The sequence below is a fragment of the Providencia sp. LY12 genome, from assembly GCF_057621555.1.
Genome location: NZ_CM172594.1, coordinates 2,352,393 through 2,371,724 on the forward strand (window position 1 = coordinate 2,352,393; position 19,332 = coordinate 2,371,724).

The window sequence follows — 19,332 nt, forward strand, 5'->3', positions numbered from 1 at the left end:
AGAGAACTTTTTCTGCTTACTTCAAGTAAAAAAGCCATTCAATTTTGAATGGCTTTTGAAGTTACGATATTCGATTTGAAAATTAAAAATGAGCAAACTCAGGAATAGGTTTACGTCCATGAGCCTCTAAAAAGTCTAAAACACGGCGTGGTGTGGTATTCAAAATTCGGGACTCTGGAAAATCGATGGATTTCAACATCTCAACCACTTCATCAAAACGCCCTAAATAACTGACATGATGTGAATCTGAGCCTAAAGCAACCCAACCGCCTGCTTCTTTCACCGCTTTCGCTATTTCTATGCAGTTCTTCTTACTACCCACTCTAGAATGCAAAAAAGAGGAGTTATTCATCTCTAGTGCTACGTTGCTCTCTTTAGCAGCTTGGGCTACAGCTTTAATATCAATTGGGTATTTAGGGTTGCCAGGGTGAGTAATAATTTGCACTTTTCCGCTACGAATAGTAGCAATCATCGCTTCTGTATTGTCTTCTAGACTTTGTGGTTCTAGAACTGGCTCATGGAATCCTGCTAGAATAATATCTAGATGACGAGCAATCTTTTCATTGCAGTCTGTCTCACCCTGCTTATTTTTAATGTTTGCTTCAATTCCATATAACAAACCAACACCATTAATAATGCGCGGCAATATTGGCATATTGCCAAAATGCCATTCATGTGGGGCATCTTGCATTTCAGGGCCATGATCGGTAATGGCAAATAGTTTCATTCCTCGAGCGGCAGCTTCCGCAAAGTATTCATTAACAGTGCTAAATGCATGGGTGCTGGCAATGGTGTGCGCATGTAAATCAACTTGATACATAAAATATCCTTCTAATTCTTCTATTTGCCTTCTGACATTATTCAGATTGAAAAGGTTATCTCAAGCTAACATATCGCCACCAAGGATTCGATAACAATTCTGTTAAACCGCACTAATCGGATCTCTATTGTAAATTGCAGTTTATCTGACTCCTATTTAGCCAATAAAAAAGCCCGCTTCATTTGTAGCGGGCTTCTATTAAAATGATGTGGTTTAGTTCACTAAAATACGCTTATTGGTTGCACCCCATAATATGGACATTTCAGTAAACAGCGCACCGCTAATATCTTCAACTTCTTCAGCGGTTATTTCCCCTTTTCCTTGTTTACCAAAAAAGACAACCTCATCCCCTGGCTGTACATTCTTAATATCAGTGACATCGACCATTACTGTGTTCATTGATGTTTTCCCAAGAACAGGTACGCGTTGCCCATTGATTAACACATGCCCAGCATTACTGAATACACGGCGATAGCCATCCGCATAACCGACAGGAATGTTCGCTAATACAGAATCACGCTTCAGCGTATACGTTCTGTCATAACCGACGGTATTTCCTTTCGGATAGTGATTCACCGCCGCAATATTCGATTTAAACGTCATCACGCGTTTGTAATCTTTAGTGGCAACCGTATCACCATAAAAAATGCCACCAACACGCACCATATCCAACCACGATTCTGGCACGGTCAATGTTGCATAAGTATTCGCAACATGCAGAGTAACATCTTCGCGTTTCAATCCTGTCACATTCAGAACTTGTTGAGACTCTTTTTTGAATTTAGCCAGATCTTTTCGGATTTGTGCTTCATCCTCTTCAGGATAGTGAGACATAATCCCGACAATTTTTAAATTAGGTAACTGCGAGATTAGCTTAGCTTGTTGCAATCCTTCAGCATTACTGACCTCCAAGCCATTTCGTGACATTCCTGCCGAGTTCAATGCAAGGTGAATCGGAATAACTTTGCCCTGTTTCGCCGCTACAGCATTTAAGCGCTGCGCCATTTCTAAGTTACCAATCAATTCTTCTACATTAAATTCAGTGGCTTGAGCCATCTCTTTTTCAGTGGCGTTACGCACACGCATTAAACGACCTTTAAAGCCTAAATCACGAACTTGCTTCAATTCTGTATTACTGGTGAGCCCTATACACTGGACATTATTTTCAATCATTACAGGGGTAACTAGCGTCAGGTCATGCCCATATGCATCCCCTTTTAAAACGGCGCACATACCCGCTTTATCACCCAATAATGCTTGTACTTTCTTGATATTGTAATCCAATGCACTGTGAGAAATTTCTATCCACGCATTGTTAACTAGCACAGGTTGAATTTGTGCAGATGGAGTTTCTATGATGTTGGTTTTCGCAGGTTGCTGACATGCAGTCGCCACCAGCAGAGGAAGAAGAGCAAGATATTTCAGACGAAATGCCACGTTGTTATCCTTAGCCATGGATCAGTGAGTTTCCCCTCACCTTTATTATTATGATTACGGGGAGTGAACATATACTTTCAATGTATATAGGCTACTGATAATAACAATATGAATTAATTGAACAAGCAATAATTACCAATATTTGAATAAAAAATCACTTTAAGTGAATTTATAATGGAAGTCACTCTGGAATTTCTTTTCTCATATCTTGTTTACCGCAATACAACTACCTCTAAATACCTCAATAATGTTTTTTACGAGGCTGCTCTCATAATCATTTTTTCTGCTTTAAATTACCTTGTTCGGGGTATGTTTTTCTTTTTAGATAATATTATTCTGGGTGCGTTTGTGTTTGGGGGCTTGTATTTTAGCCTTGTTGGCTGTTCCGTTACCTCGTTTTTAACGCACGTTATTTTAACTAATAAGGGAAACTATGAATTGGATAATTCAAAAGATAATGAATCCTCTTACAGGAGGAGTTGGTTCCGCCTTAGCACTCAATGGTGCTATATCGCTTATCGTTCCATCTCTGATTTTAACAACCACTAATATTTATATTCTAGCGGCTATACTCAGCGTTATTTTCATCTATATCTCGATAAAATATGATTGAGTTTTTCCACCCACAAACAACACAAGCACTCAGCATATTTTACTTTACGCTTATTCTTGCTTACTTAGTTATTCACCTTATTTGGGAGCATTTTGATAAGTTTGCCGAAAATTTTTCGTTAATTCGTTTACCTCAAAAGGTGGCAGTTATCTATACCGCCGCCACCTTTGCGAGTAATTTATTTTTAATCGTGATTATGTTTAACCTAGATAACCCACTCAAAAATGATAGCGTCATGATTTTGCCGTTAAGCCTCGCAGGGCTAACTGGCCTATGCTATTCGTTAGGGGCTATTGTTCCTAGAAAGAAAGCAACTCATATTTAAAGTTCACTAATATGGACTTTAAATCATCTTTATACTGGCTGTGTCCCTATTTAAGGACGCTATGAATAAGAATGGAGTTCAATGAGTCTACGTTGAAAAAATTAAGGAAATAACAAGCTAAAAAGCAGCAACTAATCTCAAAGCAATACATTAGCAACAAAGGTGAAGAGCTAGAATGGTAATTCAATTAATGAAAAAACAAAAAGGCACCAGTAACTAACCGATGCCTTTAACATTAATGATTTCTAAAAATCGCTATCGATAATAGCTAAATCATTCCCACTCAATGGTCGCTGGTGGCTTGCCACTGATGTCATAAACTACGCGGGAAATGCCATTCACTTCATTGATAATGCGATTAGACACGCGACCTAAGAAGTCATATGGCAAGTGAGCCCAGTGAGCAGTCATAAAGTCGATGGTTTCAACTGCACGCAGAGAAACAACCCAGTCATACTTACGACCATCACCCATTACGCCAACAGAGCGCACTGGTAAGAATACGGTGAATGCTTGGCTAACTTTATTGTACAGATCCGCTTTGTGCAGCTCTTCGATAAAGATAGCATCTGCGCGACGTAGCAGATCACAATACTCTTTCTTCACTTCGCCCAGAACACGAACACCTAAACCTGGGCCTGGGAACGGATGACGATACAGCATATCGTATGGCAGGCCTAACTCCAGACCAATCTTACGCACTTCATCTTTGAACAGCTCTTTCAAAGGTTCAACCAGACCCAACTTCATATCTTCCGGTAAGCCACCCACGTTATGGTGAGATTTAATAACGTGCGCTTTACCTGTTGCTGATGCCGCAGACTCGATAATATCTGGGTAAATCGTTCCTTGAGCCAACCATTTGATATTTGGCAGCTTAGACGACTCTTCATCGAACACTTCGATAAATACGTGACCAATTTTCTTACGCTTAGCTTCTGGATCTGAAATGCCAGCCAGTGCGTTCATAAAGCGGTCTTCTGCTTTGGCGTGGATGATGTTCAGGTCAAATTTACCTTGGAACATTTCCATGACTTGGTCAGCTTCATTTAAACGCAGTAAACCGTTATCAACGAATACGCAGGTCAGGCGCTTACCAATCGCACGATTTAATAACAGCGCAGTAACAGAAGAATCCACGCCGCCAGACAGTGCTAACAGAACATGATCATCACCGATTTGCTCTTTCAGGCGAGCAACGGTATCTTCGATAATCGCAGCTGACGTCCACAGCGCTTCACATTGGCACAAATCCAATACGAAACGTTTTAAAATATTTAAACCTTGATGAGTGTGAGTCACTTCTGGGTGGAACTGAACACCGTAGAAACGTTTCTCAACGTCAGCCATGATGGCATATGGGCAACTTGGGGTGCTTGCAATCGTTTTGAAGCTAGACGGGATAGCGGTCACTTTATCGCCATGACTCATCCACACATCTAAAACTGGCTTGCCATCTTCGTTCAGCGCATCTTGGATGCCGCGGAACAGGTCGCAATCTTCCAGAATTTCAACGTTCGCATAACCAAACTCACGTTCGCCAGACACTTCAACCGCGCCACCTAATTGCATGGACATAGTTTGCATGCCGTAGCAGATGCCTAAAACAGGCACGCCCGCATTAAATACATACTCTGGTGCACGTGGGCTATCAGCTTCTGTCGTACTTTCTGGACCACCAGACAAGATAATCCCGTTAGGATTAAACTCTCTGATTTGCTCTTCGGTTACATCCCACGCCCACAGTTCACAGTAGACGCCAATTTCACGGATACGACGCGCAATCAGCTGAGTATACTGAGAGCCGAAATCAAGAATAAGAATGCGATGCTTATGGATATTTGTAGTCATTTGAGGAGAATTCCAGCAATTCAAGTCAAAATAAAAGGTGGTGACGCCATCAATATGTGCGCCACCCTGAAACTTTTCGATTACTGTTTTAAAGGATAATAGCGTCCCGAAATGGCCGTTATTATCCTAAACAATAATTACTGCCCTAAGCGATAGTTAGGAGACTCTTTAGTGATAGTCACATCATGAACGTGGCTTTCTTGAATACCTGCTCCACTGATACGCACGAATTCAGCTTTCGTTCTCAGCATATCGATAGTACCGCAGCCTGTCAGACCCATACATGAACGTAAGCCGCCCATTTGTTGGTGAATGATCTCTTTTAAGCGACCTTTATAAGCCACGCGACCTTCGATACCTTCTGGAACCAGTTTGTCTGCTGCGTTATCAGATTGGAAATAACGGTCTGAAGAACCTTTAGACATTGCCCCCAGAGAACCCATGCCGCGGTATGCTTTATAGGTACGACCTTGGAACAGGATAGTTTCACCCGGAGATTCTTCGGTACCTGCAAACATGGAACCGACCATCACACACGCTGCACCTGCCGCGATAGCTTTAGAGATATCGCCAGAGAAGCGGATACCACCATCTGCAATAACAGGAATGCCAGTGCCTTCTAATGCACCCGCGGCTTCAGCAATTGCCGTGATTTGAGGTACACCCACGCCAGTCACGATACGAGTCGTACAAATTGAACCTGGGCCGATCCCCACTTTCACTGCGCTAACGCCAGCGTCTGCTAACGCTTTCGCGCCTTCCGCTGTTGCAACGTTACCACCAATGATTTGCAAATCAGGGTATTTTTGGCGAGTTTCACGAATACGCTGTAAAACCCCTTCAGAATGACCGTGTGATGAGTCAATGAGCAGAACGTCAACGCCTGCTGCAACCAGTGCATCAACACGTTCTTCGTTACCTGCGCCGGCACCAACAGCCGCACCCACACGCAGACGACCTTGCTCGTCTTTACATGCGTTTGGTTTACGTTCTGCTTTTTGGAAATCTTTAACGGTGATCATACCTAACAGATGGAAGTTATCATCGATAACTAAGGCTTTCTCAACACGTTGCTCATGCATTTTTTGTAAAACGACTTCGCGTGCTTCGCCTTCTTTCACGGTGACTAAACGCTCTTTTGGCGTCATCACCGCAGTTACTGGTTGGTCTAAATCCGTCACGAAACGTACGTCACGACCTGTAATAATACCCACTAAAGAATTATCTTTAGAAACCACAGGATAACCCGCGAAACCATTACGTTCAGCCATTTCTTGCACTTCACGAATTGTGGTTTCTGGGGTAACAGTGACAGGATCAGTCACGACGCCGCTTTCATGTTTTTTCACACGACGGACTTCTTCAGCTTGGCGCTCAATGGACATGTTTTTATGGATAAATCCAATACCACCTTCTTGAGCCAGTGCGATAGCCAGATCAGATTCGGTGACAGTATCCATCGCTGCGGAGAGCATAGGAATGTTCAGGCGGATTTTTGCGGTCAGTTGAGTGGACAGATCTGCCGTGTTTGGCAGTACAGTTGAGTGTGCAGGGACGAGTAAAACATCGTCGAAAGTTAGTGCTTCTTTTTTAATGCGTAACATAGGCAATATCCCACCAGGCAGCGTTATGAAAGGTATAAAATATTGCCGCGGCATTATACACACCGTAATCGGTTGCTTCCAGCACTTTTTTCAAAAAAAACTTGATAAGTCCGTCGGCTACGTTAGTATCAGTCAATTAAGTCATTGTTTTAAAATTTGATCTAGCTCACATGTCGACTCAACAAAATAGCGCAATTTACTCAGTCAGCAAGCTCAACCAAACGGTAAGAGAACTTCTTGATACCCAAATGGGACGAATTTGGTTAACGGCCGAAATTTCCAATTTTTCGCAACCAAGTTCGGGACATTGGTACCTGACACTCAAAGATGATCGTGCCCAAGTTCGCGCGGCGATGTTCCGTGGTCAGAATACCCGCGTCACTTTCCGTCCGCAAAATGGGCAACAGGTGTTAGTCCGTGCCACTGTCACACTGTATGAGCCGCGTGGAGACTATCAGCTAATCATTGAAAGCATGCAGCCCGCTGGTGAAGGTTTATTGCAACAGCGCTTTGAGCTACTCAAACAAACCCTTAATGCCCAAGGGCTATTTGATGTTATTCACAAGCAAGCCTTGCCATCTCCAGCAAAGCGCGTGGGGATTATCACTTCTGCTACAGGAGCTGCCCTGCATGATATTTTAAATATCCTGCATCGCCGTGACCCTTCTCTTCCCGTGATTATCTACCCGACGGCAGTTCAAGGGGATTTAGCGCCAGCACAAATTGCCAGAGCCATCGAACTGGCCAACCTGCGCAATGAATGCGACGTTCTCATTGTGGGGCGTGGAGGCGGGTCACTGGAAGATTTATGGGCATTCAACGAAGAGGTCGTAGCGCGCGCTATTTTTGCTAGTCGATTACCCATCATTAGCGCCGTTGGGCATGAAACGGATGTGACCATCGCCGATTATGTTGCCGACGTACGCGCACCGACTCCATCTGCAGCCGCGGAGCTTGTCAGTCGCAATCAAACCGAAATGCTGCGCCAATTGAAATCAGGGCAACAGCACCTAGAGATGGCGATGGATTATTATTTGGCAGCGCAGCAGCAACGTTTCGCACGTCTTCAGCACCGTTTACAGCAGCAACACCCGCAATTACGCCTTGCTCGGCAACAAAATCAGCTTTCAGCCTTACGCCAAAAACTGACCAATGCCATCAGCCGCCAGCTACAATCCGCCACCTTTGTATTCGATAAAAACCAACGCCGTTTGATGCAAAATGACCTGCGTCCTCAATTACAACGCCAACAGCGACAATTGCAGCAAACTCAGTACCATTTGCAAAATATGCTGACTCAGTTAGTGAATAACTACCGCCAGCGTTTTGCTGTTGCCTGCTCAAAAATGGAGGCTGTCAGCCCTCTTGCTACCCTCGCTCGAGGTTTCAGTATCAGCGAAACCACGGATGGCGCGGTATTAAAAAAAACCAGCCAGGTGAAATTAGGTCAACAGCTCAAAACTCGCTTAAATGATGGATGGGTTGAAAGCCAAGTGACCAATATTCAGAAGGTTCGAGCGAAAAAATCATCCAAATAGCCGTTTTTTAAAATATTCCGCGCCATCTCGAATGGCGTTATCTGCCGTTGGCATAATACGCGAGTAATGTAAAAAGGCATGCAGCGTCCCTGGATACATTTTATATTCACAAGGTATTTTATGTGATTGGAACGTTTGAAATAATGTCACGCTATCATCAAGTAACGGGTCATATTCTGCACTCGCAATAAAACAAGGCGGAATACCTCGCGTCAGATCGTTATTGAACAAGCAATAGTAAGGTTCTTCACGGCTTCCTTCTTCGCCTAAGTAAGCGTTGTCATACTCTTGAAGATCTTCTGGTCTTAGCCCATCCCATTCACCGCCATACAGACGACGACTGACTGAATCTTGTAAACCATATAACCCATACCACAGTAAAACTGCGCAGATATCACCACAGTGGATTTGTTTATCCCGTAACCATAATACGGTAGCAAGGGATAACATCGCACCAGCAGAATCCCCCGCAAATCCAATGTGATTCATATTCAGTGCATATTCTTCTGCATGTTTAGAATAAAATTGGCATACCGCTGCCGCCTCTTCAATCGCTTGAGGATAACGAGCTTCAGGGGAAAGCGAATAATCAATGCCGATAACCGTACAGCCAGAATACAGCGCTAATAAACGCATAATTCGGTCATGAGTATCAAGATTGCCGAGGATAAACCCGCCACCGTGTAGATAAAACAGTGTGGCAGGTGTATGTTCAATAGGGTGATAAATTTTCGTGACAACGTCACCTTTGACGGTTTTAACCGTCATGTTTTCAACACGAAAAAGTTCAGGTGCGTTGGCGTTCCAATAACGGCGATCTTCGTTATAAGCAATACGCTGAGCTTCATAGCTTCCATCAGTTGGCTCAGCTGGTATCTGTTGTTCATAATATTGAATAACTTTTTGCATTTCTGGCGAAATTAAATCAAGCACATTGATTTTATTGATAGTTTTCATTGCAATCTCCATACTTTTATTAGTTGATTGTAATGAATCCAAAGGGATAAACTGAGAGTCGAGTATCCAATATTGAAAAGCGTTTAGATAATAAGCCTATCAATCTTCCTTAGAGAGTAAGACTAAAAATAATACTAAACGCTTTCCGTTAGCAATTTCCTGATTAGAAGCGCACTTGACCGCCAATCATATAACTGCGCCCTCTTCCCGTTTCATTGTTTCTGCCGCGTTCTTCCATCACTGCGCCAGAGTTCGCACGGTTTAGCACGTCGGTGTAGTTTTCATTAGTGAGGTTATTAATCGCCATCATTAATTTGAAATGTTTATTGATTTCATAGTCTGCGTACAGATCAACGATAGTTGGCTGTTTTTCATACTTTTCCGTCATTGCATCCCCGTTCATGTCACCGTCAGGAATTGGACTGATACGTTTAGATGGTCCCGTCCATGTCACTGTCGAGCCTACGGTCAGTTTTTCATCAAACAGGCGAACACCCGAATCTAAAGTCACGTAATATTCAGGTAATTGGGTAAAGTCCCCTGCACTAAATACCGATGTACTGTTGATTGATACTGGTTGTTTGCCAGACTCTTTGGTGTAAGAAACCATGGAGTAAAACACGCCAGCATCGTAGTTAGCTTGCAACTCGTAACCGCGCAAATTAACATCTCGAGGGTCGTTCACATACATATCAGCACGTTGAAAAATATCTGGATTTTCTTTATCCCACACATCATCGTTAATTAAGCACCAATCAAATTCTTCTTGAGAAGTTGCACGGCATAACATGAAGGATTTACTGGTAATGTAGTCTTTAATATGAGTATGGAACCACAGTGCTTTTAGGTTAAATTGATCTCCTTCCACCACTAGGTCCGGCTTGAAGCTATTAAAACCAATTTGCCAAGTTTGTGCTTTTTCTCCTTTTAGGAATGGGTTCATACTCTGACCGCCATTTTGGGAGAAAAATGCTTCTTGAGAGTTCGGCGCACGCATCGAATGCGCGTAACTCACAAATGGCTGAAATTCAGGAATAATTTGTGCCGAGACTAACACTCCTGGGTTAATACCACTTTCTCGTAAATTTAACGTACTGGCTTCTTGAGGGAAGCATTTCTCGGTTTCATCACAAGCGGGTTTATACCCTTGAACGCGATAATTTAAATAATTGAGGTCGAATGTAGCAGTATAAATATCGTACTGAGCCTCAAATTGCGTATACAAGCTCGCAATATCTTGTGTGCCACTCGGCGAGAATGGGTTGTAAGTAATAGTGTTTGGATCTTCTACTGGTTTTGTGATTTTTTGGTATTTGGTCTTCATTAATTTCGAACCAACCTGCCACTTAAAATCAGTGTCACCATAAGAAAAACGGCTAGTATTGGAAATATTAATACTGTCAGATTTATTCTCTGATTCCGCGTCTTTTAATGCACCACCAATTGGCTCACCTTGGAATTTTTGGGTATTAAATCCATGGCTCGCCAGCACTTCCACATCAATCAATTCGTTAATTGGCGTGTATTTATATTTAAGGTAATAATCTTCACTATTAATCTTACGGCTGGTTAATTTATTTTGTAAAAATCGACCGCTGAACTCGACTTCATGGCTATCATTCGGTTTATATTTTAATTTAGTTAATTGAGATTGTGGTTTTTGTTTGAATGTCGGATCCGTTGCAAATTCATCCGTATCAAAGCCATCACCATTTTTATAACTGCCTGGGATATTGTGCCCACTCACGGCAATTAAGCCGCCAAAATACCCATCACCCTCATTTAATAACGTTTTTCCCGCAACCGAAACCATACCGTTATAGCCGAGTCCATTATCTCCCCAGCTCCCTTTGCTACGTACTCCCCACAAATTATCTTTGAAAATCACATCATCGATAGATAAGGTTCGAAAGTTGGCGCTTCCCGCTAAGGCGTTAACACTGTTGCTGCCATTTAATTGCCCCTTTTCTACCTCTACCTCCACAATAAAATTAGGATCGATAAGTGAACCAAAGTCATTACTCGGCTGCATACCGTGAGTGAACTTACTTGGTGATATTCCGTAATAGCTTTGTGTGACCCCATCCACCATCATGTTTACACGGCCAAAGCCACTCAGTCCGCGAATATTCACGTTGATGGTGCCTTGGCTCGCATCCATTTGGGTATAGGTTCCAGGCATCGAACGGATAATTTTATCCATCGATTGCAATTTATTTTCGGTGCCAACTGCGCTATAGGCGCCTGGTTTTTCCAATGCTTTGACCAACGGCGTTTGTTTTTGCGCGCCCGACACTTTTAATTGGCTAAAATTAACCACATCATCTTTCTGCTTATTTGTCTGCTGTGTGTTTTCAGACAAAGCGAAGCCGTGGAAGCCAGCGGAAATAGTCCCAGCTACCATGATTATTATTTTATTATTCATTAAACCATTCCTGTAAACGTACTGATAAAACAGTCGCTCACATTGCAAACGCAGAATAAAAATAATGTCTGCGAATAGGATCAGCTGCCCGTTTTAATAAACCGTACAGCTGATCCTTAATAGCCTTATTTTTGGCTAATTATTATGGGTAACGCTATTTTAAATCTGGAAAATATTTCGCTTTATTTTCTAACATCAGAATAAAGCTATATTCTCTCGCAATATCATCTAAGGCATTAAAACGGCCGGATTTTCCACCGTGCCCGGCATTCATATTGGTTTCTAATAACAATAAAGAATTGCCTTGTTTCAGATCACGCAATTTTGCCACCCATTTTGCAGGCTCCCAATATTGTACTTGGGAATCATGCAGCCCTGTGGTGACCAAAATATGCGGGTAATGTTGGGCTTTGATATTGTCATATGGGCTATAGGCTTTAATGCGCCAGTAATCTTCTTCATTCTCTGGATTACCCCACTCATCATATTCCCCTGTAGTCAGTGGAATTGAAGGGTCAAGCATGGTCGTGACAACATCAACAAATGGCACTGCAGAAACCACACCTTCATACAGATCAGGAGCCATATTGACAACAGCGCCCATCAGTAAGCCACCTGCGCTGCCGCCCATGGCATAGACATGGCCTTTTTCTCCATAGCCTTGCGCCAACAAGGCATTTGTCACATCAATGAAGTCCGTAAAGGTGTTCATCTTATTGACGGTTTTACCCTGAATGTACCAATTCTTTCCTAAGTCCCCTCCACCACGAATATGGGCAATAGCATACACAAATCCGCGATCAAGCAGGGATAAGCGAGAAGAACTAAATGACGGATCGATACCATATCCATATGCACCGTAACCGTAAACCAGAAGTGGGTTTTTACCTTGTTTGAAACTATCTTTGCGATAAACTAACGAAACCGGTACTTTCACTCCATCTTGGGCAGTGATCCAAATACGTTCACTTTGATAATTCGCTTTATTGAAATCCTTCACTTCCTCTTGTTTTAATAGCTGTTTCTCTTGAGTCAGCATATTAATTTCATACACCGAGGATGGTGTTGTCATGGAGGAGTAGCCGTAGCGTAATTTATCCGTATCTGGCTCTGGGTTGTTACCAATCCACGCCATATAAGCCGGATCATCAAAGCTCACAGAATGCTCTTTGTGGGTTAACCAACTAATTTGTCGAATATTCACTAAGCCGTTTTGGCGCTCTTCAATCACCAACCAGTTATTAAATAACGCAAAATCTTCAAGGTCGACATCATCACGAGGCGCGATAAAGCTTACCCATGGTGCCGTGGCATTATCCGCAATATACAGCCCGAATAATGGATGTTGATGATTAGAGCGAATATAGAATTTGCCGTTAAAATGATCAGGGTAATATTCCACACCTGTTTTGCGAGGTTGTAGCACTATCGCATCACGTTCAGGTTGGTTGGCATCCAAAAGACGATATTCTGAAGTTTCGGTGCTGGTGATCCCGATCAGAATATAATCTTTGGAGGTGGATTTCGCTAAACTGACATAGTAAGTATCATCTTTTTCTTCATACACCAATTTATCGGCAGATTGCGCCGTGCCATATTGGTGCTTAACCACTTGATAAGGCAGCAGTGTTTGTTTGTCTTTATTAACATAAAACAGTGTGCGGTTATCATTTGCCCACACAATATTGCCTGAGGTGTTAGTCAGGACATTTTCTTGCCACTTTGCATCATCAACTTTACGGAACGAAACCGCATAATCATTACGACCTTGGCGGTCTTCAGCAATCGCGATCGTGGTGTTATCTGGGGAAATAGCTAACGCCCCCATTCGATAATATTCGGTTCCTTCCGCGCGTTGGTTACCATCAACCAAAACTGTCCATTCGCCATCACTATTAATTGGGCGTCTTTCATAAATAGAGTAGTTTTTGCCGGCGACAACGCGAGAACGGTATGTATAGCCATTGTAGTTATATGGCACCGACTCATCATCTTGCTTTACGCGAGATAATAATTCGTCGTAAATTTCCTGTTTTAATGGCTCACCCAATTCAAGCTGCTGCGTGGTATAGGCATTTTCTTGATTCAGATATTCAAGGATCTCTGGGGCTTCACGGTTATCGTCTCTTAACCAATAATAGTTATCGACGCGCTGATCCCCATGGATAGTCATAGTGTGGGGCTGTTTTTTCGCTATTGGTGCTAGCATTTTGTCCTCCGCAGCACTGCTGGCTGCATATAACCCAAGTAGTGTGACCACGCAATAAGTGGTGATTCTATTACGCATGGTTTTATTATGTATGGTTTTATGACGCATGGTGAGTCCAATCTATTTATCATTAAGAGTAAAATCAATAGGTAACCTGACTGTTATCCGTCCATTCTTAAGAATTTCTGCTGGCGGTACGGGTAACGGTGCTGCGCGAGATAACACCTGCTGCGCTTCTCTGTCTAAAGAGCGTGTGCCTGATGAATTCGCTAAACTGCTATCAAGTAAAAAACCTTGGCTATCTACCGTAAACATCACCACTGGTTTACCTATGCGATTACGCCTTCCTGCATCTTCAGGGTAACGTTTATATTTATTCAATTTTCCAAGCACCATCGCTTCCCACTCTTTTTGAAGGCTATCGAGGGCTTCGGACTGGCTATTAAGTTCCGCTGCAATTTGCTGGCTTTGGACAAGTGCCGCCGCATCGCTGGTCACTGGCGCATCGCTGGCTTTCGAATCTGTGGTTTGCACCTTCTTCACTTGCTGCTGTTCTTGTTTCTGCTTTTTCAACTCAGGCTTTGGTTTTTTCGCCGTTGTTTTCGTGAGTTGCACTTCCGCTTGCTCATTAACAGGCAGTGTGGGAATAATGGCGTCCTCTGCTTGTGCTTTATGGGATTCACTCGCCACTGCTAGCTCTTGAGTTTGACCAATGTTCACTTCCGTTAATTGTTTGGCTTGTGCTTCGATAGATAACTCCATCACCACCGAGGGCGGCGGCAGGGATTCTTCCCATCGCGCATTGTGTGTTACCCAGATAAAAAACCCCACAATGACAATATGCAGTGCCACGGCTAAAACCAGCCAGCCGCCCATTTTGGAAGTTCTACTCACATACCCACTTTCAAACGTTATTGTGCTCATATTCATCTTACGTGCTTTTACAGAGTTGCAAATGATAATTAATAACGAATGCAAATGGAAATTATTTGTAAATAAATGTGATGATTACTTCACAAAATTAACGATTTTAAATCATCATATTGCTTGTCTTTGTTGATTATTTAGGCGTGTACCAAACATAATCCGCATGCAAGTTATCGATTTCCTCGCCTTGCTCCGAAATAATCAATACTTTCAATGGCTCATCTGGCGCTAAATCGAGCATATGTAACGGCACACCAATCGCTCGCGTTGCATGATAACCACCTGCAAATAACAATGCGGGAGCCGGAGCATCTAATAAGCCCTGCGCCATCGCCCTATCTCTTAACTGCTGGATCACCATCATCTTTATCGCTTGTTTATTATCCAACTCACCATTGTGTGAGCGCTTAATGGTTTCGCTGATCAATTCCTGAATAACAAGCTGAGTTGAATGTGCTCCCGTTAGTGTCGGTGGGTTGTCATAAGCCTTCAGCACAGCATCTCGATTAATATTTGCTGCTAAAACTGGGGATGGCTGAGCCAGTAAATACTTCACGAGTTCCCCATATTGCGCCCACGGCCAGCCACTATTCCAATGTAAAATCTCTTGCAGTTTTTCATCCCGAATATACGGGTTCCCTTGCATCTGTTTTTGAACATTGTTAACTCGGCTTTGTTGATCTGGGGTGAGCATTTCCAACAGCACCGCACCTTGAGGACGTTTTTGCTGCATTTCCTGGGCGACCCATTGCTCAATTTGATGATGGTAAATATTGTCGTGTTTCTCCCCAACAATCACACGAGGAGAGGCTGCAAGCTCTTGAATTAACTGCTGAGGAGTGATGGATTTACCCGAATCTAAATCAATGATTTTGCCAGCTTGTGTGAGTTGGGGATCCAATTGCTGAGCGGGTTTTGGTGTTTGTGAGGTACATCCTAACTGTGTGAAACTCAAAACGAAAAGCATCCCTAAACTCAACAGTGAGGAGTTTTTCGTTAAATAATTCAAAGAACGTGCTGATATCATTATTTTTTCCATATAGTGACTTTGAAGCCATTCAAAATACAGATAATGATAATCATTTTCAAATAAAAAAGACTCCCATTAACCACAATGGAAGTCTTTATGCGGAACTCGATGATTAATCAATCATTCGAGAAACTATTATAATGAAGCTAATTACAGTGGATTCGTTTGCGCTTCCACTGCGGCTAACGCCACCATGTTGACAATACGACGAACAGATGCGATTGGCGTTAAGACGTGGACAGGTTTCGCAACCCCCATCAGTACAGGACCCACAGTAACACCATCAGAACTGGTGACGCGCAGCAAGTTATAGCTAATACGTGCCGCTTCCATATTTGGCATAATCAGTAAGTTTGCTGAGCCTTTCAGTGGGCTATCTGGCATCACGTCTTTACGGATTGATTCAATCAACGCCGCATCCGCATGCATTTCACCGTCAATTTCCAAGTTTGGCTCACGCGCTTTCACTAATGCCAGAGTATCGCGCATTTTTTGTGCTGAAACACAATCTGAAGAACCAAAGCTCGAACGTGATAACAGCGCCACTTTAGGCTCAATACCAAATCGACGAACGGTATCCGCTGCCATTAAGGTGATTTCCGCTAACTCTTCTGGCGTTGGATCTTCGTTCACATAAGTATCTGCAATAAAGGTATTACCGGTTGGTAATAACAAGGCATTCATTGCCCCAGCAGTATGTGCACCTTCGCGGAAGCCAAATAAATCTTTGACGACTTGGTAGTGTTCACTGTAGCTGCCGATTGAGCCACATATCATCCCATCAGCTTCACCACGTAGAACCATGATACCGCCGATAATAGTTGGGTTTGCAACTAATGCACGGCGCGCCATTTCTTGAGAAACACCACGGCGTTTCATAATTTGATAATATTCTTGCCAGTACTCTTTAAAGCGTGGGTCATTTTCATTGTTGACCACTTCAAAATCTTTACCTAGCTCAATATGCAGACCCAGTTTTTGGATACGCATTTCAATCACGCTAGGGCGACCTACCAGAATAGGGAATGCTAAACCAAGAGAAACCAGCTCTTGAGTTGCGTGTAATACGCGCTCTTCTTCCCCTTCCGCTAATACGATGCGTTTTAGCTCTTTTTTCGCTTGGGAGAAAATTGGTTTCATAAATAAGTTTGTTTTATGAACAAACTGATTCAGCTTTTCAACATACGCATCCATATCCGTGATTGGGCGTGTCGCAACGCCTGATTCCATTGCTGCTTTTGCTACTGCTGGCGCAATTTTCACGATAAGGCGCGGGTCGAATGGTTTTGGAATGATATATTCAGGTCCAAAGAATAAATCTTGGTTCCCGTACGCTGAAGCGACTTCTTCACTTTGTTCCGCCAGCGCTAAGTCAGCGATAGCGTAAACGCAAGCCAGTTTCATTTCTTCGTTGATTGTCGTTGCGCCAACATCCAGCGCACCGCGGAAGATGAATGGGAAGCACAGAACGTTGTTAACTTGGTTCGGATAGTCAGAGCGCCCTGTACAGATAATGGCATCTGGGCGAACTTCTTTTGCTAATGGTGGCAGAATTTCCGGCTCAGGGTTGGCTAATGCTAAAATCAGCGGGTCTTTCGCCATGGTTTTCACCATTTCAGGTGTTAATACGCGAGGACCTGAGCAACCTAAGAAAATGTCAGCATCAGGAATAGCATCCGCTAATGTGCGCTGACCATTATCGTCAATCGCATACGCGGCTTTAGTCGCATCCATTCGTTCATCGCGACCTTTATAAATCACCCCTTTTGAATCGCAAACGGTGATATTTTCGCGCTTTAATCCTAACGCCACTAATAAGTTCATACAGGCAATCGATGCGGCACCCGCACCGGATACCACTAAACGCACATCGCCAATGTCTTTTTTAACGATACGTAGACCGTTAATCACCGCCGCAGTACAAATAATGGCGGTTCCGTGTTGGTCATCATGGAACACAGGAATATTCATGCGTTCACGTAATTTTTGTTCAATATAGAAGCACTCTGGCGCTTTAATATCTTCGAGGTTGATACCGCCGAATGTTGGTTCCAGCGACGCGATGATATCAATCAGCTTATCAGGATCGGTTTCATCGACTTCAATATCGAAAACATCAATACCCGAGAATTTCTTAAATAGCACCCCTTTCCCTTCCATGACAGGCTTACCTGCCAATGCACCGATATTCCCTAATCCTAGTACCGCAGTACCGTTAGAGATAACCCCCACAAGGTTACCTTTCGCTGTATAACGGTACGCTTTTAGTGGTTCTTCTGCGATTTCTAGGCAAGGTACCGCAACGCCTGGGGAATAAGCTAAGGCTAGGTCACGTTGAGTGGTTAACGGTTTGGTTGGTGTTACAGTAATTTTCCCAGGATGAGGAAACTCATGAAAATCGAGAGCACTTTGTTTTAATTTATCATCCATCATCAAGTCCTTTCAAAATTTGGTAAGGTAAGAGCCATCACAGTATAAACACATCTTGTTAGCAAATCATGATCACGTCTATGATTTCCAGAAAAATCTTTCAGTTACAAGAAATTTACACAGATTTGCCACAAAAATACAATGGCGAATTTATAGACATACACAATATTGTTATTATTTTTATTCATATCATTTTTTAAATCACTTTAATTTTTTTCAATCTTAGTTATTATTTTTTTGAAATTAATGTATTATTCTAAAGCTCGTTTCTTTTTAGCCTTAATATATATATCCAGCTCCATAATATTCGCTCCCATTATTCATGCTTTTATGCGGATAATTAATTCATCAATTAAGAATAATGATTTCATGTAATCTTAAATATATTATATTTTAACTATATCAATTCTAGTTAATCTAATAAGTTGTCAGACATAAAAAAGGAACCCACTATGTCTAATCACACGGTTATGATTATCGATGAACACCCTATCTTTCGTTTTGGATTGTCTCATTTATTAAAATCAAAAGCTGACTTTGACGTAACGGCAGAAGTTTCAAATAGTAAAGAAGCGCTGAATATCGCCACCAGCAAACAACCCAACATGATACTGATAGATACTATTCTTCATGGTAATAAAACATTCGAAACGATTCGATTACTACGTAAGCATTGCGCTAACAGTTATTTGCTGGTTCTTTCACTCTCAACGATGAAAACCGATATCTACGCCGCTATCGATGCCGGTGCCCAAGGTTATTTATTAAAAAATAGCGAACTCGATATGTTGCTTAATAGTATGAAAAAAGCGATGGAGGGACACCATGTATTTAGCGAAAAAGTTTATCAGCATTTGATTACTCGACACCAATCCAAAGATCCACTTTCCACATTAACTCGCCGTGAATGCGAAATATTGCACGAAATGGCAGCGGGATTAAAAAACAGAGAAATTTCTCAACTATTATTTATTTCTGAAGAAACTGTTAAGGTTCATATACGAAATGTCTTAAAGAAATTACGAGTCCGATCTCGTTTAGAAGCCAGTTTAATATACATGCGTTCAAAATAATTTCATCTGATTTAATTTAATTAACGTAAGTTGTCTAAATTAATTATTTTATTATTTATATATAATATTATGAATATTAACTCTGCTTTAGTT

General features: G+C 42.3%; 14 protein-coding genes. 4 read left to right on the forward strand and 10 right to left on the reverse strand.

What is annotated here, in order from left to right; translation table 11 throughout:
* Positions 1-82: 82 nt before the first annotated feature.
* Together ACY3ZI_RS11125 and alr are read right to left on the reverse strand one after the other, a co-directional pair.
* Entirely contained in the window at positions 83-820 is a 738-nt protein-coding gene (locus tag ACY3ZI_RS11125) for a PHP domain-containing protein (RefSeq protein ID WP_487375166.1), read from the reverse strand.
* A gap of 213 nt (positions 821-1,033) precedes the next feature.
* Positions 1,034-2,257 carry an alanine racemase gene (gene alr / locus ACY3ZI_RS11130; protein ID WP_211886419.1) on the reverse strand — a complete coding sequence of 408 codons (1,224 nt, stop codon included), beginning with the start codon at positions 2,255-2,257 and terminating at the stop codon, positions 1,034-1,036.
* Positions 2,258-2,431: 174 nt separating this feature from the next.
* Between alr and ACY3ZI_RS11135 the strand changes: the two genes are divergently transcribed.
* Positions 2,432-2,806, forward strand: a complete 375-nt coding sequence (locus ACY3ZI_RS11135; RefSeq protein WP_487375167.1) for a hypothetical protein — start codon at positions 2,432-2,434, stop codon at positions 2,804-2,806.
* A 56-nt stretch (positions 2,807-2,862) separates the two neighbouring features.
* Positions 2,863-3,195 (forward strand): hypothetical protein, encoded by a 333-nt coding sequence (locus ACY3ZI_RS11140; protein WP_036953354.1) that lies wholly within the window; start codon positions 2,863-2,865, stop codon positions 3,193-3,195.
* Between the two features lie 273 nt (positions 3,196-3,468).
* On the opposite strand, the gene guaA is transcribed toward ACY3ZI_RS11140, so the two are convergent.
* Together guaA and guaB are read right to left on the reverse strand one after the other, a co-directional pair.
* Positions 3,469-5,046, reverse strand: coding sequence for a glutamine-hydrolyzing GMP synthase (guaA, locus tag ACY3ZI_RS11145; RefSeq protein ID WP_036953431.1), 1,578 nt, complete (start codon positions 5,044-5,046; stop codon positions 3,469-3,471).
* A 137-nt stretch (positions 5,047-5,183) separates the two neighbouring features.
* Positions 5,184-6,650 (reverse strand): IMP dehydrogenase, encoded by a 1,467-nt coding sequence (guaB, locus tag ACY3ZI_RS11150; protein WP_036953269.1) that lies wholly within the window; start codon positions 6,648-6,650, stop codon positions 5,184-5,186.
* Positions 6,651-6,820: 170 nt separating this feature from the next.
* Here guaB and xseA point away from each other — a divergent pair, with 170 nt between their 5' ends.
* Positions 6,821-8,188, forward strand: coding sequence for an exodeoxyribonuclease VII large subunit (gene xseA / locus ACY3ZI_RS11155; protein ID WP_487375168.1), 1,368 nt, complete (start codon positions 6,821-6,823; stop codon positions 8,186-8,188).
* On the opposite strand, the gene aes is transcribed toward xseA, so the two are convergent.
* From aes to maeB, 6 genes are all read right to left on the reverse strand, one after another.
* On the reverse strand, positions 8,177-9,145 hold the full coding sequence (gene aes, locus ACY3ZI_RS11160) for an acetyl esterase (protein ID WP_211885771.1): 969 nt from the start codon (positions 9,143-9,145) through the stop codon (positions 8,177-8,179). The two genes, xseA and aes, sit on opposite strands and share 12 nt — an antisense overlap.
* A gap of 163 nt (positions 9,146-9,308) precedes the next feature.
* A complete protein-coding gene (locus ACY3ZI_RS11165; protein ID WP_211885772.1) occupies positions 9,309-11,570 on the reverse strand; it encodes a TonB-dependent receptor domain-containing protein in 2,262 nt (753 codons plus the stop codon).
* Positions 11,571-11,724: 154 nt separating this feature from the next.
* Entirely contained in the window at positions 11,725-13,857 is a 2,133-nt protein-coding gene (locus tag ACY3ZI_RS11170; protein WP_211886420.1) for a S9 family peptidase, read from the reverse strand.
* A gap of 42 nt (positions 13,858-13,899) precedes the next feature.
* Positions 13,900-14,703: an energy transducer TonB family protein gene (locus ACY3ZI_RS11175; protein WP_211885773.1), complete on the reverse strand. Its 804-nt coding sequence runs from the start codon at positions 14,701-14,703 to the stop codon at positions 13,900-13,902.
* Between the two features lie 136 nt (positions 14,704-14,839).
* Positions 14,840-15,733, reverse strand: coding sequence for a ChaN family lipoprotein (locus ACY3ZI_RS11180; protein ID WP_487375169.1), 894 nt, complete (start codon positions 15,731-15,733; stop codon positions 14,840-14,842).
* Between the two features lie 153 nt (positions 15,734-15,886).
* Complete coding sequence (gene maeB, locus ACY3ZI_RS11185) at positions 15,887-18,166, reverse strand: NADP-dependent malic enzyme (RefSeq protein WP_211885775.1); 2,280 nt, start codon at positions 18,164-18,166, stop codon at positions 15,887-15,889.
* Positions 18,167-18,618: 452 nt separating this feature from the next.
* On the opposite strand from maeB, the gene ACY3ZI_RS11190 reads away from it, so the two are divergent.
* The gene (locus ACY3ZI_RS11190) at positions 18,619-19,239 is read left to right on the forward strand and encodes a LuxR C-terminal-related transcriptional regulator (RefSeq protein ID WP_187129243.1); all 621 of its coding nucleotides are present in this window, start codon (positions 18,619-18,621) and stop codon (positions 19,237-19,239) included.
* Positions 19,240-19,332 lie beyond the last annotated feature (93 nt).